Source organism: Paenibacillus sp. Root52 (assembly GCF_001426865.1).
Lineage (GTDB): Bacteria > Bacillota > Bacilli > Paenibacillales > Paenibacillaceae > Paenibacillus.
Window position 1 is genome coordinate 75,927 of sequence record NZ_LMFO01000006.1, and the last position, 25,186, is coordinate 101,112.

The following is a 25,186-nucleotide window of genomic DNA, read 5'->3' on the forward strand; positions in this document are numbered from 1 at the left end:
TGATCTCATCTCAGTGGATGTACTTCGTGAAATCATTGTATCAACGGCGGTGAAGGAAGCGTTATCAAAATCATGACTTGTTCAGGTTGAGGTTGTCAAAAATCCTAACCTTTGAAGGTTGGCTGCAAGCTCTGCATATCCCTTTATTCTTCCATTGGATGTATTGGATAGTGACTGACATGACGGTCTTTGGAAGAACGAAAGGCTACAGGAGTAAGTGACGTATACTTTTTGAATAACATGTGAAAATACTGCCTGCTTCCTACTCCGACATAATCGGAAATTTCGGAAATAGGGATATCCGTCTGTTGCAGCAGCATCTTAGCCTTCTCCATCCGAAGCATCGTCAGATAGTCCGTTGGTGTTCGCTGCGTGTGCTGACGGAAAATCCGGTGCAGATACCCTGGATGTAAATTCACAGCCGCAGCAATGTCCTTCATCTGAATGTTACGATCCATGTTCTGATGCATGAATTCTACCGTTCGTTTCACATACAGCTCCGTCTGATCCGAGGCACTCCGACTCATCTCCCCACGCAGACGCGCAACGCGAATCAACAGTTGAATAAACAGGGTTCGCACCAGTATGCCTTGATCCAGCGCTTTTAGATTTCGTGCCTCTCGGTGTTCCCACCGTTCTTCCTGAGGGATCACCCTCATCGGCTGGAAGCTTCGCCCTTGCTCTGATAATCCGCGCTGATCCAGCTCTAATACGAGGCTTTTCATAATGTAGTACACCTCTTCGGGGTCAGGCAGTACCAGATAGGCACAAGCATGTTGAAGGAATTGCTGCACCTCTTCTTCTTCCAGCGCCAATTGGCGAATAGAGGATTGACCCAATGCCGACGATGCAGAGATGGCAAAGCCAAATTCAACATTCAGCATGCGGCAAGCAGCACCATCCTCAACTATCAAGCGGTGCGGGACACCGGCATCGATCAGGATGAACTGCCCTTTTTTCAACAAGGTCTGCTCCTCGCTTCCATCTGGCATCTGCACATCCACACGGCACATTCCCGAGATAATATACATAATTTCCGTAGAGGCGTGGTCATGATAGTTCATCCGGTAGTTATTCCACTGCTTGTAATAATAGGCATAGAAACGAGGTTCACAGTTCTTGCTTCGTAATTGCTCTTGAAACAAACTGCCTGTCATAGGTTCGTCTTGCTCTTGTTCCATTCTGCACACCTTCCTCGCTGCAGTAATCCTCACTTCCCCTATTGTATCAATAGCCCTTGCGTAAATTAAACTACCTATATAGATTGAACTACAAATATTTATACAGTCCACTCCGATGACAGAACAACCTTCCAATCGCTGTTATCCCCAGATTTTTCGGATTCCCTTTTCCAAAGGGGAAAATCCGGGGATAGCTTGTGCTTCCGATGTAGCTTTCTTTCAGAAATCTTTCAGGCAAACGCTCCGCTTTTTCAGTTTTTTTCTGTCCTCTCCGTTAAAGTGTAAATGTCTAGTTCAATCTATGTAGCTTAATTAAAAAACTGATATAATATTATTAAATTAGATGATAATCTAATTAGATAGATGAAAAAACTACTCTTCAATGAGAAAAAGTAACTCCATATTTATATTATCTAGGAGGTCTATGATCATGAGCATGATGATTTATCTTGTTAGACATGGAATCAAGGAACAGCATATAGGAGATGTCGGGCTTACGGTGAAAGGGATAGTGCAAGCTGAACAGACCGCGGAATATTTCAAACACATGCCGAATGCCCGCATCTTCTCCAGCCCTCTTCGAAGAGCAATGGATACGGCTAATTACATCAGTCTTGCTACTGCAATTCCTGTAGAGAAAGATCAACGACTCCGTGAGCGTGCCAATTGGGGAGATGACCCTGACCAGACCTTCGAACAATTCGTCGAGATGTGGAATCGTTGTACGCGTGAACCGGATTATATCCCACCAGTAGGCGATTCAGCCAGGCAGGCTGGGGATCGTTTAGCCAACTTTCTATCTGAGCTAGCACTGTCTGAACCTGAGCAGACTACGACTGACCATTATATCCTTGTCACCCATGGCGGGTTAATTACGGATTTCCTCGTTCACACCCTGTCCACGCAAGAGCTTCACGCATGGGTTCCTGATTTCGTTGCTGTACAACATACACTCATCCCCGAATGCTCCATCACTACACTCGCATATGAGCAGGGACAGGTTGTCCTTAAGGATCTCGCCTCTGTGCAGCATTTACATTCCGATGTTGTTCACAAGCAAGAGCAGAAGAATTGAACAGCAACCATGTCATTCATTGTTGTATCCAAGTCACTTTCTCCATGTAAAACAACCTCCTGTAATGGCTGTCTCACCTAATCATACGAACCTGATCATACGAAAAAAGCTCTGACTGCCCCATGTGTTTAACCACAGGGTCTGTCAGAGCTTTCTCCAAAGTTGCTTCCACCAAATGAAAGGAGCTAACGTGCCTAACTAATAACTGATGCAGAGCATAATCTGCCCGTCTAAACTTCATCGGTCACTGGTTAGCTTTTAACATTAACCTTCAACTTTAGCTTTTCCATTAGCCTCAACTTTAGCTTTTTTCATTAACTTCATAGGTGTTTACTATCATTCATTCCGCATACACATACTTCAATCCGGATTTACTTGTGGTTCAGCTTACTTACCGCCCTTACCCGTATGGAATTTAGGCAGTGGCACTTTCGACCAGTCTATATCCGAAGCCATATAGAAGGATGGATAGGAAGGCTGATTGTATCCGCTGTTCTGTCCAGCAATACCTACGCGATACATTGGATCATGCATGAGCGTGTACAGCTTCCGATCCGTCTCTTCGGTGCTGAGATAGATACGGATTGCAGAGCTGTCTGCGGTTCTCACCAGCATCTCTTCTCGCCAATCCCCGAAAATATCTGCCACTAAACCAGGTGTACCCTTGGTGTAGTTATTGGTCAACGTTCCTGTTGCGGTTAGCAACGTACCGCGCTTCCAATCTTTAATGGTAGGCGTGACATCGATAGCGCCATCCACGATCTGTGTCGTCATATCTCCAGCCCAGCGAATGTTCATATTCGTACCTGGTGCTGTATCACTTATTTTCTCACCTTGGGCTGTCCACAATCCCACTGCCCACGTCTCCAGTCCACGGCGTGTTGGATCAACATCTCCAATCATTCCGCGTCCTGTGTCTTTACCAGTGTAACCACCATAGATCACTTCGCCAGTCTTCGCATCACGCAGAGAGTATCCATACGGAGCCCATGGCCCACCTTCATGCACCATGAAGATCTCAAGTCCTGGACGATCCGGGTCAATATCTGCTACATGCAGAGCATCGCCGTGTCCCAATCGTGCTATTGTTCCTGGCGCTGCACTTTCAGCAGGCATGACATCCTTCGAGTTATACAGCACGCTACCGTCATGATCTATCGTAACAGAGCCGTATACAATCTCTTGTTTGCCATCCCCATCTACATCAGCCACACTGAAATAGTGTGCACCTTGTGTTGTAATCTCACCATACGTTGGATCTGTGCCATCTACGCCATGAGGTCCATCATTGAATGGATTTTTCATTGGCGTCCATCCACTATCTACCTTCCACTCACGTTTGAGCTTCTTGCCATCCCAGTTATAAGCAACCATCGTGGTGCGGGTATAATACCCACGCGCGAAGATCGCGGATGGCTTCTTCCCATCCAGATACGCCACACCTGCCAGGAAGCGGTCTACGCGGTTTGCCGGTTCGATGCGGTTCATCGCATAATCTCCCCACATCAGACCATCATCGTGACGTTCCGGTTCATAAGGGATCGTTTCCAGCTCTTTGCCTGACTTCCCTTCGAATACCGTTACATACTCAGGTCCATCCACCACGAATCCTTCGAATTTGCGCAGCTCATTGCGGTCACTGCGGCTCGGTGCATACACATCGATGAAGTAGTCAGCTAGACTCTTCGCATCGGCTTCAGACAGCGGATAGTTATACTTCTTCTCTATACCAAATGCTTCTTCCAGCGTAGCAGGCCAGTTGCCTTTGACCACTTCTTCGTGCTTGTGCCAGTTCTTGAACATATCTACAACATGGTTGTAGTAGTCCGTTGCACTCATGCGGTAGTCATCCTCATGGGAGTATCCTGCTTTGCGATCTTCTTTCGGTAACGTAATATATTTCTCGGACGTTACTTTTCCTTTTTTGTTATACTTCACGATTTTGGTACCCGGCGCCGTCTTGAACATCAATTCAGCCTTGCCATCCCCATCAAAATCATAAACCAGCATCTGTGTATAATGGGCACCTGAACGGATGTTAACCCCGAGGTCGATTCGGTACAACAACTGTCCATCGAGCGTGTAACAATCTACGTAAGTATTACCTGTATAGCCTTTTTGGGATACGTCCTTGGAGTTGGAAGGATCCCATTTCACAAAGAACTCATACTGCCCGTCCCCGTCTACATCGCCAACGCTCATATCATTAGCCGAATACGTGTACTTTTCTCCAGCAGGAGTAACCCCATCGGCTGGTTTTTGCAAAGGTAGATCAACATAACCGTTAGCCCAAGGTTTGACCGATGAACTGCGCTTGCTCTCCTTGCCTTTCGCATTAACTGCGGCAACTTCATAACGAGAGGAAGCTTTGCCCGATTTATCTACATAGTTGGTGCTGTCCTTGACTGTAGCGATTTTCTTCCCGTCCCGGTATACGTTGAAATTAGTGCCTGTCAGTCCTTGGTCACTGTAACCAGTAGCTTCATCTCCAAGCAAACGCCAACTGAGAAAAACACCTTCCGAAGTCGATGCTGCCACGAGACCGCGATCCAAGTATTCCAGTTGAATGTCTTTCACATGCCCGCCTCCCTTACTGGATTGCAGACCTACCTCTGCTGAACCTGCTCCGTTTGCAGCGGCGGTTGCCCCACCGATTCCGGCCGTTCCTGCAAAGAGCAATGCTACACTAAGTGCAGAAGAGAGCACCTTTGCTGCGAGTGGCATCCCCGTTTTTTTACGATTACCATATTGCCGAGAAGCTGCTCTCTGTTGCACCTGCGTTGTTGTTTCTGAGTTCATCTACCTTCACTCTCCTTAAGACAGAATAGTGACGCCAAAGAAATGATTGCGCTTACAATAAATCGGATCAACCTAGCCCTTATCTGACTTAATTCAGTACTGTCCCCCTTCGATCTCATCAGTCAGGAGCAGTAAGATCCTGCCATCGGGTACTATTATAGACATCCTCCCGTTTCCACCATAGGTAATTATCCGTTGAAAATGATCAATATTCAGTGTTTGTTACCAATGAGTTGGACATATGTATTGACCGTTCCAATATGACATAGAGAAAACCGCAATCCTCCAACATTCGGAGAATTGCGGTTACTCTGATTAAGACAGCTGTTCCAGTGCGTGTTCATAACGATGGATTTTCTTTTTTCAACAATCTCTTAAGGCTCGATTCCCCATACCAGGTTTCCACCTTGATAGAGCGTTACCTTGCTCCAGTCCTGATACGATGTTTTGGTTGGATCAAAGGAATAATCGTTAGACTCGTCAAAGCTCGACCAATCCGTCTTATACATCCGAAGTTGAATCTCTCCGGATTGTCCGCCAGGCTGGATGCTTCCAGCTCCTGATGTGAAGCTGAGCTCCACATAGGAATCCGTGAAGGTGCGTTGAATGTTGGATGCACCGATCTGTGCCCAGTCAATCGCGGAATCCATCGCGGCTGTGCCCTCTTTTGAGAAGTAATAACGGATCTTCAGATCGCTCAAGTCCACAGCGGTTGTACCCACATTTTTGATATTAAAATATGGCTTGATCTGACTGTCTGTTGCATTCGTATCCCCTGCACGATATTGCAATACGAGATCACTCGTTGGCACAACTACACTCTGAGGTGTAGCGGAAGCCGCAGCAGAGTTAACACTTTCACCTGCTGTATTCACAGCCGTTACCACATAATGATAGGTTGTCCCATTTGTCAGCCCTGTGTTCGCGAATGAAGTTCCGCTCACATTGGCTGCAATGGTGGTGAATGGACCTGCTGCACTTGTTGCGCGTTTCACATTGTAGCTTGTCGCTCCTGCCGATGCCGTCCACGTCAGGTTAACTTGTGCGTTGCCTGCCGTTGCGGTTAATGCTGTCGGCGCTGCAGGCGTTGTCACACCCGCTACCGGAGTAGCTGTAGCTGTCGTAGAATTAACACTTTCACCTACAGCATTCTTGGCGGTCACAACATAATAATACGTTGTACCGTTAATCAGTCCAGTATTGTTGAATGACGTTCCACTTACATTTGCTGCAATGGTAGTGAACGGTCCAGAAGCACTTAACGCACGCTTCACACTATAACTCGTTGCACCAGCAGAAGCTGTCCAAGTCAATGACACCTGAGCATTACCCGCAGAAGCAGTCAATGCGGATGGCGCTGCCGGAGCTGTGTCGCCACCTCCTGGAGGGTTGCCCCCGCCATTACTTGCAGGCAGAACAGGGAATGAATTTTTTACCAAAGTTACGAATTGATCATGGAACCAGTGACCGGAGACTGGAGCGTTAGGTAATGCACCTGTTAATACGCCATCCCGCGTGATGAAGGTAGGATCACACATCCGGTCGAAGCCTTTGCCTTCATTATTCGGAATTTCGGAACTGGAGCCATCCGATTCACCTGGAGGTTTCACCCATACATAGGCATCCAGATGTGCCGGACCTGGAGCAGCTTTAGGTGCTTCCCCTATGCCTGCGCCACTGTTATTACACCAATTGCCTCGGTGATCACGACGATCGATCCGTCCAGAATTCACGTAGTCGTTGATGTTACTGCCTGTAGCCGATGTTGGACGGTTCACCCCGCCCCATCCGTTACGGCTGGTATCAATGAGGAAGCCTGTGCTGGTCGGCCATCCCGCTTGAACGAATCCAGAATAGAGCGCTGCAGTGAAATCCGTCTCATCAAAGTACGGGTTCCATTCATAGAAACTGGAGGATCGAATCGGTTGTCCACCAATGTTCAGATCCGGATTAGGCAGATTTGGTTCATGCAGAGGAGTCGTATTAGCTGTATTCGTGATGAAACCATCAGCACTTTGCAGACCTGCTGCTGTATCTTGTACTACACTAGTGTAAAGAGCGATGGCAGGTGCACGATTGGTATCCCACCCAAGCCAGCCGGAGTGTCCGATATCCAGATAATTGTATACGTTTGGAACGGCATGCAGCTTGTCCAGCGCATATTTGATGCCATCTTCATAGATACCTGTTGAGCTCGCTTGAGCACAGGCTGGTGTACTCAGGTTCGTTACAAGGTTCGGCAGACTATCCGGTTCAATGATCGCAACAATACGAATATCCTGATATTTCGGATCTGCGAAAATATCTGCAATAACATCAATGTAATCCGTCTTATATGTCTGTAGTGCAGCCTGTGTTAGGGGAAGTTCTCCGTTAGATGCAAGGGCATGACAATCCCGACCTGGTAGGTTATAGATAACAAAAGATGCCGTTATAGGTACGCCAGGTTGCTTCTGAGCGAGGACTGCATCCAGATGCTGCTCGATGCTTTTGCGTCCCGCATTATCCGTACCGCCATAGATGGCAGCAATGCGGTCGATCCAGACAGCCGTTGGATATGATTTGACAGTTTCCATCTTCGCTTTTAGCGATGTATCATTGGTGAGGGCAATGGACGTATCCACGAGAGCGGAATAATCCTGATTCAGATAAGCCGTCGCTCCAACAAACGGGTTGTCCACACGTGCCTCTGCCGCCTGAGCTATACCCGAAGACATCCCAGGGAATATGCCCGCCGCAAGCAACGTAGCTGCCAGCATTTGTTTTACACCTTTGCGCAGCGCGTTCTTACCTCTCGATTTAGCTTTCAATTTAGTCTTCATAGTTCCACCTTTCCTTTAGTTAGATTTGTTCAACTAAAGAAGTTTTACACTGACCATTTCGATGACAGAATAACCTTCCGATCGCTGTTATCCCCAGATTTTTTGATTCCCTTTTCTAAAGGGAAAATCCGGTGATAAAGGCGACCACTTCGCTTCTTCACGTTATTTCTGTCCTCTCCATTAGCGTGTAAAAAATTTAGTTGAACCTGTTCAAATTTGGTTTATACTCATTTTCTGATCCTCTGTGTTAGCATGATGCATAGCACGTAGAGAACATTCGGATGAGCTGAAATAACACCTCCATGCGGGATTCATTCATGTTGAAGAACAACCAAGACAATAGCCAAGGAACGAAGAGCATACCAAAAACAGAACCATAAACAATCGAGTTTGTCGTAGGTCGGAATGACTGGAATTGTGGGTAACTAAGGATGTGTGGGGTCGAACCATGTGGTAATCATGTGGGTGATGTTGATTGTGTGTATAGACGTAACGAAGATGAAATGGTGTGACGAACAGACGAACGAACGTGCCTACTTCATTTTAGTAAGCGCTTACTTATTAAGGTTATAAAAAAGGCTCATCGCCTGCAAACCTCAACCTCCCATCGCATGTTCACCTCCTTATAGATCGATTATACGACATGTAAATATTACTGTAAATTGAATTAACTAAAATTATTTATATTTTTTTCCATAAATTTGGCAGGAATTCGAGAATCCCTTTCCCAGAGCCCATAAAAGGCTCATCATAGCCTATTTTGCCACAATGAACCTCTCATTAGAACACTCCTCTGTCTAATAGCAAGCAACCTTCCTAAGGGATGACTACAACATCTCCCGGTTTTAGACCGCTGAGCACCTCTGTTTTGTCACCTGACTCCATCCCGGCTTTAATCGTCAGTGGCTCGGTCTGTCCATTTCCTTTGTCGAGTAACACATAAGGCTCCGTCTGATCACGCATAACGGCTATGCTGGATACAACCGTGGCTTTGTCTTTGCGCGTTGTCTCAATATCCCCCTCAAGACTTACCCCTCCAAACATTTTTGCGTCTGGCTTCAGGTCAATCACCACATCGAATTGGGAAGCTTGTTTCAGATCTGTATCCGTACTCTTGCGTGCAAATTTGGACACTTTGCTTACCTTACCCGTAAATTCGAGATCTTTCTGTGCGGTCATTCGTACCTGAACGGGCATACCTACCTTGAGCCTGAACATCTCTTCTTCTCCAACGATCGTCATAAATTTCAGCTTGCTCGTGTTCGTAATGGACCCGATCACTTGACCCTCTGTCACTGCACGCGTTTTGCTGTCCTCGTCATTCATCTGGAATATCCCAGACGCGGGAGCATAGACAACGGCTTTACTCATCACATCTTTCTTCTTCTGTATCTCCTGCTCCTTGAGAACTAATGCTTTTTGACTCAACTCACTTGTCAGGCGTTTGCCCTCCCGTTCAACAAAAGCCTTCTTGCGTTCTTCCTCGGTTACACCAAGCGTTTCCGTCATCCCCGCTTGCTCAACGCTAACCTGATTGATTTCATAATCTAGCCGAGCTTTCTCCAGATCGCTTTCCAGTTGCTGAACTTCTGTTTGTTGCGCTGTAGTATCTAACGTGAACAGAATATCTCCCTTCTTGACCTGATCTCCATTTTTCACATGCCATTGTTTAATGCTTGAAGCATACGGAGCGAATACATCTGTCTGATCGGTGTACACCGATTTTCCCTTCACCTGGATGGTCTGCGTCATCGTTTCCTGTGTCACGTCAAATGTAATTGGCGGTGGAATCTCTACCGGCAACTCCGGCTTAGGCTTGTACTTCTCATATAACCAGTAGCCAACGCCTGCTAATAGTACGATTGTGATGATGATTTTAATCCATTTCTTCATGTGCCCATATTCCCTTTCGCTGATAAAGTTTGGGGAGTTCTCTCTCCTTATACAAGCTGTGTATTACATCGATTTGATAACGTTCAGTGCATTGGTGCGGGATGCACTAATGGCTGGATAGATACCGGAAACAACCCCAACCAGCACAGCAAAAACGATGCCTAGCGGCAGAGCAGACTGCTCGATAATGACCGTCATTGGCCCGTTCTGTTGATCTGCCATCTGGCTTGCCAACAGACTATTCACTCCATCCAGGGCAGCAAAGGCAATACCGACACCAGCAACACCGCCCATCAGTCCAAGCATCGCTGCTTCAGTAATAAACATCTGGCGAATCTGCCATAGATTCGCACCGAGCACCTTCATGACACCGATCTGTTTGCGCCGCTGATGCGTAGACATGATCATGGCTACAATAATGGATAGGGAAGCCAACAGCATAATAAATCCACCAATGCCCATAGCAGCCTTTTGATACATCGCTAACTGACTCGACATCGCTTCCTCTTGAAACAGATTACTCTGTGTATTTAATGTCAGTTTTTTGATCTGTTCCTCAACCTGAGAGACATAGCGTTTATTCTCTACCTTGACTAGAGCTGAGTTAAGACGCTTTGCAGCCGAAAGATCTGTCTGTTGTATGCCTAGCTCATCCTGCAATGCACGAACTGTATCCAGTGGCAAATATACTTTTTTATCATTTTGGGCAGTAAAATCATCCATATTAGAAGGCTTCGTCAATTCTCCAGATACAGTCACAGAGCCGCTCAGTTTGGTTTTGCCTGGATTCGTATAGTCTTCATAGCGAAACTGAACTCGCTGCTGTACCAGTTGATCTTGCTTAGATGACATCTCCATATACTGCTGCAAGAGATCGTTATTGTATGGATCGGCATTCAATTGTTCGATTAACTTCTGAGTTACCTTGGGATCAACCAGTCCAAACGCAGCCCCATAACTCGTCACCGCAATTCGTCCATCCTCCGCCCCGCGTCCTTGCGAATAGCTGTATCCGAATCCTCCCAGTGCTTCAAGCTCCGTTCCAATGACCTCAACATAAGTGCTGCGTCCGTCTGGCAGAACCATTTCTAATGTGTCCAGCTTCAACATCGGTGCAACAGCAACCACATGGGGAAGTCTTTGAATAATCTCAATCTTCTCTAAGGTCAGAGCTCCCCGTTCAAAATTGGACTTCTGCCCTCCACTACCGCTACCGGTACGAATACCTTCATTAGGAGAAATCGTAATCTCATCCATCTTATAATTGGCATTTAACGTTTGCTCGCTAAAGGTCTGTACCGATTGCCCTACACTAAGGGCGATAATCATTGCCGCCGAGCCAATGGACAATCCGATCATGCAGAGCAGCGTTACCATTTTCCTACGAATGATCTGTCCCCAGGCCATACGTAATACATCCAGTAATCTCACAATTTCTCTCCTCTACCTCAAGCTTCTCATGCCGTCTCTTCAACCAACACACCCTTATGTAGCGTAAGTACAACCTGCATCTGCTCAGCCACCTCTGCCTCATGCGTCACAATGACAAAGGTCGTGTTCATCTCCCGATTAAGCTTCTGCAAAATCGCAATAATCTCTTCCTCCGTCTCCGTATCCAAATTCCCTGTAGGCTCATCCGCGAAAATAACCGACGGCTCAGTAATGAGGGAGCGTGCAATACTGACCCGTTGTTGTTGACCACCAGATAATTGGGAAGGGAACAGATTAACTTTCTCACCTAAACCCACCTGCTCCAGCAACTGTAGCGCCTTTACCTTACGCTTTGAGGGACTCACGCCCATAAACACCAGCGGCAGCTCCACATTTTCCCGAATCGTAAGATTGGACAACAGCTCATACGATTGAAAAATAAAACCGATATGACTGCGTCGGAACTCCGCCAGACGATTCTCGCCGAAGCGAACAATATCCTGATCAGCGATGAGAATTTTGCCTTGATCTGGCTTCATCAGCCCAGCCATTAGATTAAGTAGGGTGGACTTTCCTGAACCTGAGCTGCCCAGCAGAGCAACCATCTTGCCTTTCCCAATCGTCAGATTAATATCTTGAAGCACCGGCACGCTTCCCTGTGCGTTGCGGAACGAGTGGGATAAATGTTCAACTCGTAACATTCCTTCTTGTCTTCCTTTCAAGCTGCTGATTATGTATGACTATAGTACATGTTCAAAAAGTCGGTTTTCAGTACCGTATACGTTGAACTAAAGAATATTTACACTTGCCACTCCGATGACAGAATAACTTTCCGATCGCTCTTATCCCCAGATTTTTTTGATTCCCTTTTTTCAAAGGGAAAATCCCGGGATAAAGGCGAACGCTTCGCTTCTCCATGTTATTTCTGTCCTCTCCGTTCTCGTGCAAATGTTTCGTTTAATTCAGATGCTGACTTACCGAACTTCCTCTAAATTATAGGGTGGAGATGTATCTTAGCCGTCCATAGATGTATCTAAGTTGTAAAATGTGGCACAAAAAAGACCTTGTTCGCAGAATGGCTACAACCACCATTGTGCAGAACAAGGCCATACAAATTCCCCTCAACACTACCAAGCCCGGAAGCTAAACCGATATAACTCGCTTTTGTCTAACGAGCTGCCTACTACGAATAATTCATCATCATACCACTTCAGCTTCATAAAGTTCTCAATATTACGATAGATTACCGTATCCGAACTTAGTTCATTGTCATTTAGATAAGCGATGTGCACTTCATTATTCTGATTATCCATCGGGATGACGTAGGCCAGACGGGATTCATCTGCATCCAGATCGAAGTTCCAATACGTCCCCTTTAACAACAGATGCAATTGACCTTGCTCTGCAGTGTACCGATACAATCCCTGTACGTTGTTGTCCTCGCCTTGGACAATCATATCCCCATTTTTCAACAGCCTAAATTGCTGAATGTCTTTCATTTTCATAACCATGCTTACTTCATGATCATCTTCAAGAGAAATACGATAGATGGCGAAGCTGTCTTTGAGCATAACGAGGATATAGGCTTGCTTCAAATCCGGACTCACTTCGAATACATCCATCACGATAAACGTGTCACTTGCATTCTTCACATCACTCGCATCCTTGAGCACGGACATCAGTTCCTGATGAGTGTATATCACACGTGCTTTACCTGTACTCATATTCATCTGGCTAAAGGCAAGTTCATCCTGACCAATATAGGTACTGTTTCCCACAAACGTTCTGTAGTACGAGTTATCCTGTCCAAACTTACTGCGCTCCCCCGTGCCCAGTTCATAGCTAAATGTAGTGCGCTGAACCTGACCTGAACGGTACTGTGAATAGACTAGCTTCTTGCGGTCTGGACTTAGGAAAACGCCATAGTCGGTATTGCCGCCAATATCCTTCACCTTATTATCATCCAGAGATAAGAGGGATAATTTCAAGCCAGTATAGGACTTCTCCGGGCCATTAACGACCAACGTATTACGATCCACCACGTCAAAATCATAAATCCCAAAGTCATTCGGAATCTTTGTAGCAGATTCAATCTGAATAGTACTGCTCGGAGGTGGTGCCAGGGCGCTATTGAATTGCTCACTCGGAAGAATTACCGTTCTGGGCTTAAGGTTCCCGATGCTAAACAGACTGCCGATACCGAAGATGCCACAGGCAAATACAATCAACAGCCCGAACAGCATCAACCTATCACGCTGATTACGCCAAAATCCTGAAGGCCTCATGCGTTCCTTTCCCCCGGAAGACGGATATGCACTTGTGTCCCTTCATGTATGATGCTCTTCATCTCTACTGTTCCCCCATGACGCTCAACGATGTTTTTCACAATGGACAATCCGAGTCCAGCGCTTCCTTTTTCCGTGCGATTAATCCCTTTATCCTGATAGAAAGGCTCGAATACATACTGGAGCGCTTCCGCACCAATTCCCTCTCCCTGATCGCGAATGACAATATCGATACTGTCTCCTTCACGAGAGGACTGTACCTCGATAATCGAATTCACATCGCTGTACTTCACCGAATTATCCAGAACGTTGAGAAATACCTCCTTGAGCTTGTCGCGATCCCCGTGAAGGTAGAGCCCTTCCTCCAGTTCATAGTGGATACCAATGTTGTACTTGCCTGCCTTGATGGACATGTCCTCACAAGCTTCGCGAATAATATCGGAAACTTCGATACGCTCGAACCGATACGCCTGAATGACTGCTGATGACACAGACACCTCCAGAATATCGGCAACCATCGTATTGAGACGGCGGCTTTCTTTGATGATATAGTTCATGCCTTTATCAAAAAATGCCTGATCCGTAAATCCATTATCCCGTAAGATCTGGGCGTATCCCAGAATCGTCGTTAGAGGCGTTTTTAATTCATGCGTTACATTATCAAAAAAAACTTTGCTTCGTGCCTGCACTTGTTTCACTTCGTCCCGTTCTCGCTCAATGACATCAATCTGCTCTCGAACCCGGTCAATCATGACTGTAAAGCTTGAGGCCAGCTCACCAATCTCATCCTTCGTAGTAATCTGAATATCTGCATGGAGACTTCCTTGCGCCACTTCAGCAGACCGTTTCGTCAGTACACGGATCGGTTGAGTGATTTTCCGGGAAATAAAGATCGATGCGATAAATATAAATACGAAAATAGCCGCCGCAAATAGCTTAATCGTATTTTGGAAACGGAGGTTCCGCTTATACAGATCGGTATAATCTTTCTCCAATTGCACAATGCCAATCACTTGTTGACCTGATTGAATCGGAAAAGATAGACTTGCAGTCACTTGACCTTGATCGACCACTGTTGTGTATGCAATCTTAGACTGCATAGCCTGCTCAACATCAGGCATGTCAGTCCGCTTAACAACGTTAACCCCGCTGTTCGCGGCGCTATATAACGACGCATCCGGACGGTAGACCGTAATCGTTCCACCAACCGCAGAACCGATCTGCTCCGCAAGCTCGCGGCTTCCAGCTTCGAGCGTATCCTTGCTCATTCGTTTATTATGAATCAAGAAATACTGATTCAGCGCAATATCTAGGTTTTTTTTCGATTGAACGATATCTTCATGCACTTCTCGGTACATATTCTCCTCAGCTACCTTGCTTGAGAGAATCAAGAGAGCAGCGAATCCGATGAACACGATTGCTGAAAATAACACGACCATTTTGAACTGAATCGTCCACTTCATGTCTGCACCTGAATATTCAATTTGTATCCTACGCCAAATACCGTTTCAATCATCGATATTCCTTGTGCTCCGCTATCGAGCTTCTTACGGATTCGTTGTACATGAATGTCCACCGTTCGGGTATCTCCAGCGAATTCAAACCCCCATACCTTGTCCAGCAGTTCAGAGCGTGTATGCACCTTACGGTGATGGTTCACCAGAAATAACAGCAGATCGTATTCTTTATTCGTTAGACCTGCACGTTCCCCGTCCTTCCACACTTCACGCTCATCCTTGCGGATCTCGATATGTTTGCCTAACCTTACAACCTCATAAGATTGATTCTCCAGCGTTTCACTAATCAGGTCGATCCGGCGAAAGATGGCTCGAATACGTGCAACAACCTCACGGATATCAAAAGGTTTAGTAATATAATCATCTGCTCCAAGCTCCATGCCGAGCACCTTATCTAACATATCGGACTTCGCTGTAATCATGATTACAGGAATTTTGGAATTCACAGATAGCTGTCTGCACACATCAAACCCGCTCATATCCGGCAGCATCAGATCCAGCAGGATCAGATCGGGCTTCGATTGACGAAGCAGTTCTAGGCCTTCTTTGCCAGAAGCGGCTTCCTTTATCTCAAATCCTTCTTTGCGCAACGAATACGATAAAATATCTCGAATGGATTCTTCGTCCTCAATAATCAAAATCTCTTTTTGTCTCATGGTCCTCTCGTAATCTCCCTGCTCTATGAATTTCTTCTGTTGCCTAGGTCGTGTCTGAAAACTCGCTGAAGTGCATCTTTTACCGCCTTTTCGCCCCTACTGCGTCACTTTCCCTTGACGTGCCCCGGCACGCCTGCGGAAAACTTCCTTGCTTGCAACGAAAATCCAGCAAAATCTGCTTCCTTCGGAGTTTTCAGTTACGCCCTTATTTTGTATCGCAAATTGGCTCCTTGAACAGAGGAATGCGAGAAATGTTACAACTCCGATACAACTCTGAACGGTTTGGAAACAACCGCCCGATATACTTGCATCATAAGCAAGAGTAACCAGACCGGAATCAAGCCTGATCTGTATCCAAGGGGGATTCACATCATATGAACAACACACAGATAAATGATGCTTACATCAACTATAAATCAGAAATTACAAGGTATCTATCACATATCCTCAAACAACCGCAGGATGCCGAGGATCTAGCCCAGGAATGCTTCATTCGGCTCATGAAAGTTACTGATCCCATACCCGAAGATCGACTTCTCTACTATCTCAAGCGTATTGCTCGCAATCTAGCAATGGATAGCTTCCGCAGACGTACTCGAACGTTACGGCGTGACAGCCGACTGGAAGTACCCACACATCATTTGGATACACCAAGTCTTGAAATTAATGAAGGTGTTAACGATCTTGTCTCCCATATTAACAATACCGAGCATCGTAAAATACTAGAGCTACGCCTGATCCATGGATATTCTATCAAAGAAACAGCGGAGCTGGTCAACCGCAGTGAAGGCATGATTAAGTCCTCTGTCTTCCATGCGGTCAATCGAATCCGAGCCAAAGTCATCTCTTAGGAGATGGCTTTTTTTATTACGAAAATGAACATATTGTAGCACACGGAAAAGTGATTATATACACCTAAGACCTATATGAATATGTCATAATACCCAATTTTACAAATATCGAGTTAATTTTTACAATTTGGTATGACTATGTTAGATTTTGGTATGGTAGAATATGGACGAACTTATGAATCAACTAGGGCGGGGCTGAAAACTCCGAAGGAAGCAGATTTTGCCGGATTTTCGTTCCAAGTCAGGAAGTTTAACGCAGGCGTGCCGGGGCACGTCAAGGGAAAGTGACGCAGCAGGGGGCGACAAGGCGGTAAAAGATGCACTTCAGGGAGTTTTCAGGTACGTCCTAATATTTGGGAGGGATTTGGTTGGGTAAATTGAGAAGTTTGCGGGGAGTTTGGTTAAAATCACTCCTAGCATTGTCCATGGCTTTGCCGCTTCAGATTGGATTGTGGAACGGAGATGCATCGGTACATGCGGAAGGGCCGACAGATCCGGCACCATTCATTCAGGCGAAGGTCGTTAACGAAAATGCTGGCAAAAAGGTATTGTTCGACAACTCACACGGTCAGACGGCTGGAGCCGCAGATTGGGTGATCGATGGTGGTTTCTCGGACTTTGGAAATGCGTTAGCGAATGATGGATATGATGTAAAGGAACTGCGCAAGACAACCCCATTTACCTATGAGGATCTGAAAGAGTATAGCGTATTCGTTATTGCAGAACCTCAGATTCCTTTCAAAACTTCGGAACAAGCAGCAATGAAACAATATGTTGAGCAAGGCGGCAGCATCTTCTTCATCGGAGATCATTACAATGCCGATCGTAACAAAAACCGCTGGGACGGTTCAGAAGCCATTAACGGTTATCGCCGTGGGGCGTTCGAAGAGCCAACTAAGGGCATGAGCACAGAGGAACGTAACTCTGAGGCTATGCAGAATGTAACGAGCACAGACTGGCTGTCCGAAAACTTCGGCATCCGTTTCCGCTACAACGCACTTGGTGATATTGACGCCAACATTATCGTACCGGCTGACCAAGCCTTTGGCATCACGGAAGGTGTATCCTCCGTAGCTATGCATGCTGGTTCTACACTGGCGATCACAGACCCAACGCTTGCGAAAGGTATCGTGTATCTGCCAAAAACCAATGCAAAATGGAATAACGCTGTTGACCAAGGTGTATACAACGGTGGTGGCATTGAAGAAGGCCCTTACGTCGCTGTATCCAAGCTGGGTGCGGGTAAAGCTGCCTTCATCGGTGACTCTTCCCCTGTGGAAGATGCATCGCCTAAATACTTGCGTGAAGAGACAGGCACACGCAAAACAACTTATGACGGCTTCAAAGAAGCAGATGATGCTGTATTGCTCGTGAACACCGTGAACTGGCTCGCGACGCAAGAAAACTATACTAGCCTGACAGAAGTGGCTGGGCTGGAACTAGATACCGCTACTGCCCTGTTGCCATTCGAAGAGCCAGCGGCTTCTACAGAACCACAAGCTGAACCTTGGGCTGCACCTGCTGCTGGATACAAGTGGTATGATCGTTCCACATTCAAAGCTGGATCTTACGGTGGACCTGCATCTAGCGCGAATGCTTCTTACAGCTTCGTAAAACAGGATACACTCCCTAATGCGGAAGAATTCCAGGTACGTGTTGTAGTAGAGAACATGCCTCCAAATACAACGGTATCAGGCTATAGCGCAGGGATCTACCTGACTGGTGGAACGCAAGTAGCTATGATCCAAAATGACAGCGGCACATGGCCGACATCATACGGTTATAGTTCTACTTTTAGTGTAACCTCAGACAGTAAAGGTCGTGCAATCAAAGACCTCAACGTTCGCATCAAACCAGGTACAAACGGCAATGCAAGCTTGCGCCTACGCTTGAACGGCAGCAACTTGATCACCAATGCCGTAACTGTAGGTAACGTACCAGCTACGCCGCTGCCAGAGGAAGAAGGACCAATCCCAGCAACAATTACGGTTGCTGAAGCTCGTACCAAAGCAGTTGGTTCAACGGTAACCATTGAAGGTGTAGTTACAACACAGCCAGGTTCATTCGGCGGACAAGCCTTCTATCTTCAGGATGAGACAGCTGGAATCTATGTATTCCAGCATACTAGTGGCTTCCAAGTTGGCGATAAAGTGAAAGTTACAGCACCAACGACGATCTATAACAGTGAATTTGAGCTTACCGATGTTGTAGCTATTGAGAAGACGGGTACTGCTTCTGTTCCCGCTCCGGCTCTCGTTACTGCCATTAATGATGCTAACCAAGGTCAACTCGTACAGCTGAAAGATGTAACGGTTCAAAATATCATTAGCTCTACGCCTGCTGGATCATTTGAATTCGATGCAGTGACTGCTGACGGAACAACTACACATGTGCGCGTGGATACACGTACAGGTGTAACTGAAACGTCCTTCCCTTATGCTGCAGGCGACAAGCTGGACATCACAGGTGTATCGGCAATTTTCAGAGATGTATATCAATTAAAACCTAGAAGCTTGAATGATTTTGTTGCTGCCGAGGAACAAGGTGGAGGCGAAGTCCCTTCCACTCCAGCTGTGGGAGCACCGGGTAAACCGGTGCTTTCTTCCGATAATGGCTATACAACAGGACTGTTCGGCGGTTCTTATAACGTCACGATGAATCTGTGGTGGGGCGACAATGGTTCGGAATACAAATTATATGAGAACGGCGTACTCGTTGATACACAGAAGTTAACTGAAGCTACACCTTCTGCACAATCAACCAAAACAGCGATCACTGACAAAGCCAATGGCACATATACGTATGTAGCCGAGCTGACTAATAGCAAAGGCACTACGCGTAGTGACGAGCTGACGGTACAAGTAACCAATGCGGCACCAGGTAAAGCTACTCTTTCCCAAGATAACTGGGATGGCGATGGCATTTACAGTGTAACAATGAATCTCTGGTGGGGTACAAATGCTACAGAATACCGCCTTTATGAAAATGATGTACTTATCGATACACAGGAATTGAAGGCTGCAACACCAGCATCTCAGCGTGCTGTAACCGATCTGTCTGGTCGTGCCAACGGAACGTACACGTACCGTGCGGAACTGATCAATGCAGCAGGTGTAACAAGCACTGAGACCATTACAGTTCAAGTCACTAAAGCAGCTCTGCCATTGGCAAGCTAATAAAACAAACCAAAAAACCGAAACCACGAGTAGCCTGGATGGGATCAATCCCCACGTTGAGCTACCTGGATTCGGTTTTTTTACATATATTCATTAATTCGTTAGTTCATCAATTCATTTGTTCATGACAAGCGCTCCGGCTCATTGATCTTTCTGGTCAACAGCATGCCGTTCACTACAGCAGAATACGCAGCGATGGCAATAATGGCAAAGAATACGATCTGGTTCATCTGCAGCATTGTGTAATTACTCCACGTGAAAATAATCAGGATTCCACTAAGTCCGATATTCTCTCTGTTATGCTCCTTAAACTTCTGAAAAATCATTCGATATAATAATATGGCTATCATAAACACAATCCAGACGATAGTAAATGTCTCCATGTGCTTCACCTTCTTTCCTCACTCTTCATCACTAGATATCGCTGTGTAAATCTGAGAACGATACTTATCCAGGTTACCGTCATGTGCGAATTGAATAATAATGACATTATTATTGGTATACTCACCGACCTTGGTTATGAGCGAGATGTTAAAGTTCGCTTTTACCAGCGCTTGCCTTGCTTGTTCAATAGAATCCGTAAAAAAAATAAATACGGTGTCGCTGTCCTCCCCATTGTGAGAAATGCTGAATTGATGAGGAATCAAACCCTGCATATCAACACTGGATGAAGGCTCCATGACCTTAACCTCCAGCCCCTGCTCTTCAAGTGAGGTTTGGAATTGATGTAGAAACTCGTTTGGATCGATGCGCTGATTCTGCCCTGTACAGCCGGTAACAAATGTCAGCAAAATTATGATTAAAATGGTCGCAGTTCTCATTACTTCCCTCTCATCTTCTCTTGAATCTCCACAGCTTTTTCGTAATTGGAAGCTCCTGTAACCACATGCGTTTGTGTTCTCTCATCCCCAGTAGATCCGAGAAACATACTGATCTCTCTCCAATCATCACTGAAATAAATGAGACCAATCAAGCTATAATCGAAAGGAGTTTCCATTCTATTGTAAGTTAAACTACCTTTATTAACATGGTTCTTCCTCTCTAGTACATAAATCGTCGACATATACTCCTTCTGAGTTAGATCAAAGTTATCTACAGACACGTGGCCTTCAAAGGATGCATGACGGAAAAGAGGACGAACCATCCTTCCTTCCACCTTGATCTTCGTAGTTACCGCAGATGCTGGATCATCTTGAGTATATTGAATAGCTTGCTGCTCAATATGAATATTCTTCGGAAATGGATAGAGCCATGCAACCAGCCCAACTCCAACTAAAACAACAATAATAATGAACAAACGTAATTGTGTTAACCTCAACCTAAAGCCCCCTCACTAGATAAGTGAAAGTGAATAAATTATAAATTTCCCTTTTCAATCATGTATTTATAAAGAAATCATACCAAAAATTCTCCAAAGAAACAGCATTTGACGATCTGAAGTCACTTCCATTGATCCTGCACCTTCCATCTCTAACGAACTCATTTAGCCTTATTCGGGGGAGAACTGCATCCAGGAAATGCTAACGAATCGTTGGCACGCTCATATGCCTTTTGGGCGCAAAAATTAGATACATTACCTAGTACTTCGAAATATAACGCTTCTCGGATTCGTTAACACCTAGGGTATAACACGTCCTGACTTAGATACAAACAAAAAAAGAAGACTACTAAATGCTGTATCATAACTAGCACTTAATAATCTTCTCCACATTACACCAGCTTCTTCCGAATATATCCCGAGATCAAGTCAATGATTGTAATCATCACAATAATGCCAAGCAAAATAATACCTACACGCGGCCAGTTCCGCGTACTCAGTGCAAAGATCAGCGGTGTACCAATCCCCCCGGCTCCAATGACACCCAGGATGGTCGCAGACCGGACATTGATTTCAAAGCGATACAGGGTATAGTTCAAGAATCCAGGCATGACCTGCGGCAAAATAGCGAACCATAATTGCTGAATACGATTGGCTCCAGTAGCGAGCAACGCTTCCGAAGGACCATAGTCGATATTTTCCACTTCATCCGCGTACAGTTTGCCGAGCATACCGATGGAGTGTAAACCAAGGGCAAGCACCCCAGCGAACGATCCGGGACCTACAGCCTTGATAAACATCAAAGCCATAATAATCTCTGGAAACGTACGAATGAAGCTAAGCACCATTTTACCTGCACCCGAGATTGAGCGATGCCCACTCATATTACGTGCAGACCAGAAGGCAAATGGAATACATAATACAGCAGAGATCACCGTACCGAGTACGGAGATGGCGAGTGTATCCAGCAATCCACGCAGCAAATCTTCTCCTTCAGGCAAATAAACAAAGTCCCAATCTGGTGAGAATATACCAGCGATAATCGCCTTCATAATCTGTCCAGCGGTTTCTTTAAACCCGGTAAACGGTACACCGGCAAGAGCCCAGGCATACACCAGAATCAGCAGGATAACAATAACCCAGCGAAGCGGGTTCTTCCGTGGTTTCGGCCGGATGCGGCTTGTTTCATTTTTCATCATAGCAATTTCTCCCGCAGCTTAGTACTTACATAATCAATAATTAGAACAATAGCAAGGGTAAATAGAATGATTACGCTGGTCTTGTCATACTCCAGGAATCCAAGTGTAGCCTCATAATAAAGTCCAATACCTCCGGCTCCCACCAATCCCAGAATGGCAGCAGCACGTACATTAATTTCAAAGGCATATAGGACATAGGATGTAAATTGAGCAGCCAGTTGTGGTACAACGCCATACACAATGAGCTGAATACGGTTCATGCCAACAGCTGTCATCGCTTCCAGTGGCCCCTGATCAATCGTTTCTAGCGTCTCATAGGTGAGCTTGGCAATTAGACCTACAGAGAATACCGCCAGTGCCAGGATACCAGGAATTGGCCCTAGGCCAAACACCGCAACAAACAAAGCAGCAAGCAACAGATCCGGCACTGTCCGAATCAGGTTGAGTACAAAACGTGCAGGGAAGTAAATCCAGCGACTAGGCATTAGGTTACCCGCACAGATAATAGCCACCGGAATGGCAATGATCGCCCCAATGGTTGTACCAATCAGAGCCATACGAATGGTTTCCAGCATGCCTTGAACGATATTATCAAAGTAACTCCACCGGGGTGGAAACATTTCTTTTAGCAGATCCCACATGTTCGGCAAGCCTTCAAAAAGCTCCGTAAAGCTTGCATCGGTCTGCTTCGCACTCGCCCAGAGAAGAAGCAAAATAATGGCTAACGTGAGTAGATGCTTCGTGCGTCCAGGGGGTTTGGGACGCTTAACGACCTGACTCGGGCCGGAACCAGGTTCCTTGCCTATGCCTGGCTTGCCTGAATTCTGGAGTGAAACATTGGATTGTCCCTTCATACCAGAACTTCTCCCTGCTCATGCACAGCCTGCTTGTCCAGTAATTCATCAGCTAGAATCGGTCTGCCGTAAATCTCTGCAAATCGCTCATCCGTTGCTTCTTCAACTGGGCCGTCGAATACAACTTTACCTGCCCGCAATCCTACGATCCGGGTCGCATACTCTCTTGCCAGATCGATAAAGTGGAGATTGACGATTGTTGTAATGCCTAGCTCCTGATTGATATGTTTCAGATCATCCATAACTTGCTTCGTCGTAAGTGGGTCTAGTGATGCCACCGGCTCATCAGCTAGAATAATTTTGGCTTCTTGGGCAAGTACACGCGCAATCGCTACACGCTGTTGTTGTCCACCAGACAATTGATCTGCACGGGAGTAAGCCTTCTCCGAGATGTTAACCCGATCTAGCGCGGTAAATGCCAATTCAACATCCTCTTTAGGGAAACGACCCAGGATGGTACGCATGGTGGAATGATATCCCACACGTCCACACAGTACATTACGGAGTACACTGGAGCGTTTCACTAGGTTAAAACTCTGGAAGATCATACCAATATCACGTCTGATCATACGCAGGCGTTTGCCCTGCGCCTTCGTAATCGAACTTCCATTGATCTTAATCTCACCTTCACTAATATCGTGCAGTCGATTAATGGACCGTAAGAGGGTTGACTTCCCTGCTCCAGACAAACCAACGACCGCAATAAATTCGCCTTGCTCAAACTTCAGATTAATATTATCCAGGCCTTTTGTGCCGTTTGCATACGTTTTGGTGACGTTATGAAGCTCAATCATGGCAATAATCCTTCTTTCATTCGTAATGATCATACAGGTCGAAGCCTTGCTATAATGGCACAAGCCAGCGCAGCGTAGATCACGCTGAACTGGCCTGCCCACTCTGATACGATATAGCTAGTCCCATCAAAAGAGATACGTGAAGCAACAAGATTGTAAAACGACTTCTAGAGTTGTAGCACTTCTAAGCTACAATTACTCGCCTTTTACTTTTTCGCCATACTGACGAACGATCTCGAACTTGCTATCATCGGACTCTACGTAACCTTCATGTGTGTAGATCTCTTTAATGATTTGGTGGCCTTCTGTGTCTTTACCGATATCGATGAAAGCTTGTTTGATCTTCGCAGTCCAATCTGCATTCATATCTGTACGAACAGCAATGGTATCGTTAGGAATTGGCTCTGTGAACGCCAGTACACGTGTATCTTCAAATACAGTTGGGTAGTCTTTCGCTACAGTGTTACGAGCATCTTGGAAAATTGCTGCTGCATCAACGTCACCGTTCAGTACAGCGATAACACCTTGGTCATGACCTTTCAATGTTACAGGTGATACATCTTTCAATGGATCAATGCCATTATCAAGCAACAAACCTGCAGGCCATACATAACCAGCCGAAGACGTTACGTTCTGGTAAGCGATTTTCTTACCTTTAAGATCTTCGATCGTTTGGATCGGTGAATCTTTCTTCACGATAAACATCGATTTATAAGAATCAGCCAATTCCTCTGTTGGAGCACCTGTCTCATCATTTACGCCAAAACGTTGAGCTTGCAAAATAACTTGAGCTGCGCCTTTTTCTTTAGCTAGTACATAAGCTGTCGGAGGCAAGAAACCTACGTCTACTTTGTTAGAAGCCATTGCTTCAATAATTGTGTTGTAGTCTGTGGATACGCTGACTTTTACCGGAATGCCCAATTTGTCGCCAAGCAGTTTCTCCAGCGGCTTAGCTTTTGCTTCAAGCGTGTCTGCATTTTGAGAAGGAACGAATTGAACCGTTAGTTCTGTTGGTACATAACCTTCGGCTTCTTTTTCTGTTTCTGCCGTATCGGTAGACGTACCGGACGCATTCGAACTCGTATCAGCCCCGTTAGACGAACCTGTCGTAGCATTAGACCCACATGCACTCAGAAACAGAACCAAAATCAACAATGGTAAAAATAAAGCGGACTTCTTCAAGCGAACACCCTCCAAAGAGTTTCTATTTTTCAATACTTATCTACTATAATTGGCAAATATTTGCGCCATGTGAAACGAAATTTGGAGTTTTGTAAAGTTTTTTGTCATGCTGTCAGGGACGATTTCATCTGTTAGAATAGGCTCATTATGGAT

Annotated in this window: 19 protein-coding genes; 3 read left to right on the forward strand and 16 right to left on the reverse strand. The window is 45.8% G+C overall.

Annotation, left to right across the window (positions count from 1 at the left end):
- Positions 1-143 precede the first annotated feature (143 nt).
- The gene (locus ASD24_RS08850) at positions 144-1,157 is read right to left on the reverse strand and encodes an AraC family transcriptional regulator (protein WP_056694714.1); all 1,014 of its coding nucleotides are present in this window, start codon (positions 1,155-1,157) and stop codon (positions 144-146) included.
- Between the two features lie 454 nt (positions 1,158-1,611).
- On the opposite strand from ASD24_RS08850, the gene ASD24_RS08855 reads away from it, so the two are divergent.
- Positions 1,612-2,256 carry a histidine phosphatase family protein gene (locus ASD24_RS08855; RefSeq protein WP_056694566.1) on the forward strand — a complete coding sequence of 215 codons (645 nt, stop codon included), beginning with the start codon at positions 1,612-1,614 and terminating at the stop codon, positions 2,254-2,256.
- A gap of 387 nt (positions 2,257-2,643) precedes the next feature.
- Here the strand turns inward: ASD24_RS08855 and ASD24_RS08860 are convergent, their stop codons facing one another.
- The 8 genes from ASD24_RS08860 to ASD24_RS08895 all read right to left on the reverse strand — a co-directional run bounded on the left by ASD24_RS08860 (position 2,644) and on the right by ASD24_RS08895 (position 15,659).
- A complete protein-coding gene (locus tag ASD24_RS08860) occupies positions 2,644-4,980 on the reverse strand; it encodes a rhamnogalacturonan lyase (protein ID WP_056694717.1) in 2,337 nt (778 codons plus the stop codon).
- Positions 4,981-5,429: 449 nt separating this feature from the next.
- Entirely contained in the window at positions 5,430-7,877 is a 2,448-nt protein-coding gene (locus tag ASD24_RS08865; protein ID WP_056694568.1) for a glycoside hydrolase family 6 protein, read from the reverse strand.
- 816 nt (positions 7,878-8,693) lie between these two features.
- A complete protein-coding gene (locus ASD24_RS08870) occupies positions 8,694-9,770 on the reverse strand; it encodes an efflux RND transporter periplasmic adaptor subunit (protein WP_056694569.1) in 1,077 nt (358 codons plus the stop codon).
- Between the two features lie 63 nt (positions 9,771-9,833).
- Complete coding sequence (locus ASD24_RS08875) at positions 9,834-11,201, reverse strand: ABC transporter permease (RefSeq protein ID WP_056694571.1); 1,368 nt, start codon at positions 11,199-11,201, stop codon at positions 9,834-9,836.
- Between the two features lie 26 nt (positions 11,202-11,227).
- On the reverse strand, positions 11,228-11,902 hold the full coding sequence (locus tag ASD24_RS08880) for an ABC transporter ATP-binding protein (protein ID WP_056694589.1): 675 nt from the start codon (positions 11,900-11,902) through the stop codon (positions 11,228-11,230).
- A gap of 426 nt (positions 11,903-12,328) precedes the next feature.
- On the reverse strand, positions 12,329-13,486 hold the full coding sequence (locus tag ASD24_RS08885; RefSeq protein ID WP_056694590.1) for a hypothetical protein: 1,158 nt from the start codon (positions 13,484-13,486) through the stop codon (positions 12,329-12,331).
- Entirely contained in the window at positions 13,483-14,949 is a 1,467-nt protein-coding gene (locus ASD24_RS08890; protein ID WP_056694591.1) for a sensor histidine kinase, read from the reverse strand. The genes ASD24_RS08885 and ASD24_RS08890 overlap by 4 nt, the downstream gene beginning before the upstream one ends.
- Positions 14,946-15,659 carry a response regulator transcription factor gene (locus ASD24_RS08895; protein ID WP_056694593.1) on the reverse strand — a complete coding sequence of 238 codons (714 nt, stop codon included), beginning with the start codon at positions 15,657-15,659 and terminating at the stop codon, positions 14,946-14,948. The genes ASD24_RS08890 and ASD24_RS08895 overlap by 4 nt, the downstream gene beginning before the upstream one ends.
- 374 nt (positions 15,660-16,033) lie before the next feature.
- Here ASD24_RS08895 and ASD24_RS08900 point away from each other — a divergent pair, with 374 nt between their 5' ends.
- Positions 16,034-16,510, forward strand: a complete 477-nt coding sequence (locus ASD24_RS08900; protein WP_056694594.1) for an RNA polymerase sigma factor — start codon at positions 16,034-16,036, stop codon at positions 16,508-16,510.
- A gap of 368 nt (positions 16,511-16,878) precedes the next feature.
- Positions 16,879-19,686, forward strand: a complete 2,808-nt coding sequence (locus tag ASD24_RS08905; RefSeq protein WP_056694598.1) for a DUF5689 domain-containing protein — start codon at positions 16,879-16,881, stop codon at positions 19,684-19,686.
- A 122-nt stretch (positions 19,687-19,808) separates the two neighbouring features.
- Here the strand turns inward: ASD24_RS08905 and ASD24_RS08910 are convergent, their stop codons facing one another.
- The 7 genes from ASD24_RS08910 to ASD24_RS08940 all read right to left on the reverse strand — a co-directional run bounded on the left by ASD24_RS08910 (position 19,809) and on the right by ASD24_RS08940 (position 25,048).
- The gene (locus ASD24_RS08910; RefSeq protein WP_056694599.1) at positions 19,809-20,069 is read right to left on the reverse strand and encodes a hypothetical protein; all 261 of its coding nucleotides are present in this window, start codon (positions 20,067-20,069) and stop codon (positions 19,809-19,811) included.
- A gap of 18 nt (positions 20,070-20,087) precedes the next feature.
- Positions 20,088-20,507 (reverse strand): hypothetical protein, encoded by a 420-nt coding sequence (locus ASD24_RS08915; protein ID WP_056694602.1) that lies wholly within the window; start codon positions 20,505-20,507, stop codon positions 20,088-20,090.
- The gene (locus ASD24_RS08920) at positions 20,507-21,004 is read right to left on the reverse strand and encodes a hypothetical protein (protein ID WP_056694607.1); all 498 of its coding nucleotides are present in this window, start codon (positions 21,002-21,004) and stop codon (positions 20,507-20,509) included. Before ASD24_RS08920 ends, ASD24_RS08915 begins: the two co-directional genes overlap by 1 nt.
- A 392-nt stretch (positions 21,005-21,396) precedes the next feature.
- Complete coding sequence (gene phnE / locus ASD24_RS08925) at positions 21,397-22,203, reverse strand: phosphonate ABC transporter, permease protein PhnE (protein ID WP_156395388.1); 807 nt, start codon at positions 22,201-22,203, stop codon at positions 21,397-21,399.
- Positions 22,200-23,057, reverse strand: a complete 858-nt coding sequence (phnE, locus tag ASD24_RS08930; RefSeq protein WP_082560341.1) for a phosphonate ABC transporter, permease protein PhnE — start codon at positions 23,055-23,057, stop codon at positions 22,200-22,202. The genes phnE (ASD24_RS08925) and phnE (ASD24_RS08930) overlap by 4 nt, the downstream gene beginning before the upstream one ends.
- Positions 23,054-23,851: a phosphonate ABC transporter ATP-binding protein gene (phnC, locus tag ASD24_RS08935; RefSeq protein WP_056694609.1), complete on the reverse strand. Its 798-nt coding sequence runs from the start codon at positions 23,849-23,851 to the stop codon at positions 23,054-23,056. The genes phnE (ASD24_RS08930) and phnC overlap by 4 nt, the downstream gene beginning before the upstream one ends.
- A 195-nt stretch (positions 23,852-24,046) precedes the next feature.
- A complete protein-coding gene (locus tag ASD24_RS08940) occupies positions 24,047-25,048 on the reverse strand; it encodes a phosphate/phosphite/phosphonate ABC transporter substrate-binding protein (RefSeq protein WP_442952587.1) in 1,002 nt (333 codons plus the stop codon).
- Positions 25,049-25,186: the final 138 nt, after the last annotated feature.

Excerpts from the sequence above, each read along its gene's own strand:
- ASD24_RS08850 (WP_056694714.1), bottom strand. The coding sequence starts at position 1,157 with ATGACAGGCAGTTTGTTTCAAGAGCAATTACGAAGCAAGAACTGTGAA.
- ASD24_RS08855 (WP_056694566.1), top strand. The coding sequence starts at position 1,612 with ATGAGCATGATGATTTATCTTGTTAGACATGGAATCAAGGAACAGCAT.
- ASD24_RS08860 (WP_056694717.1), bottom strand. The coding sequence starts at position 4,980 with ATGCCACTCGCAGCAAAGGTGCTCTCTTCTGCACTTAGTGTAGCATTG.
- ASD24_RS08865 (WP_056694568.1), bottom strand. The coding sequence starts at position 7,877 with ATGAAGACTAAATTGAAAGCTAAATCGAGAGGTAAGAACGCGCTGCGC.
- ASD24_RS08870 (WP_056694569.1), bottom strand. The coding sequence starts at position 9,770 with ATGAAGAAATGGATTAAAATCATCATCACAATCGTACTATTAGCAGGC.
- ASD24_RS08880 (WP_056694589.1), bottom strand. The coding sequence starts at position 11,902 with ATGTTACGAGTTGAACATTTATCCCACTCGTTCCGCAACGCACAGGGA.
- ASD24_RS08885 (WP_056694590.1), bottom strand. The coding sequence starts at position 13,486 with ATGAGGCCTTCAGGATTTTGGCGTAATCAGCGTGATAGGTTGATGCTG.
- ASD24_RS08890 (WP_056694591.1), bottom strand. The coding sequence starts at position 14,949 with ATGAAGTGGACGATTCAGTTCAAAATGGTCGTGTTATTTTCAGCAATC.
- ASD24_RS08895 (WP_056694593.1), bottom strand. The coding sequence starts at position 15,659 with ATGAGACAAAAAGAGATTTTGATTATTGAGGACGAAGAATCCATTCGA.
- ASD24_RS08900 (WP_056694594.1), top strand. The coding sequence starts at position 16,034 with ATGAACAACACACAGATAAATGATGCTTACATCAACTATAAATCAGAA.
- ASD24_RS08910 (WP_056694599.1), bottom strand. The coding sequence starts at position 20,069 with ATGGAGACATTTACTATCGTCTGGATTGTGTTTATGATAGCCATATTA.
- ASD24_RS08915 (WP_056694602.1), bottom strand. The coding sequence starts at position 20,507 with ATGAGAACTGCGACCATTTTAATCATAATTTTGCTGACATTTGTTACC.
- phnE (WP_156395388.1), bottom strand. The coding sequence starts at position 22,203 with ATGATGAAAAATGAAACAAGCCGCATCCGGCCGAAACCACGGAAGAAC.
- phnE (WP_082560341.1), bottom strand. The coding sequence starts at position 23,057 with ATGAAGGGACAATCCAATGTTTCACTCCAGAATTCAGGCAAGCCAGGC.
- phnC (WP_056694609.1), bottom strand. The coding sequence starts at position 23,851 with ATGATTGAGCTTCATAACGTCACCAAAACGTATGCAAACGGCACAAAA.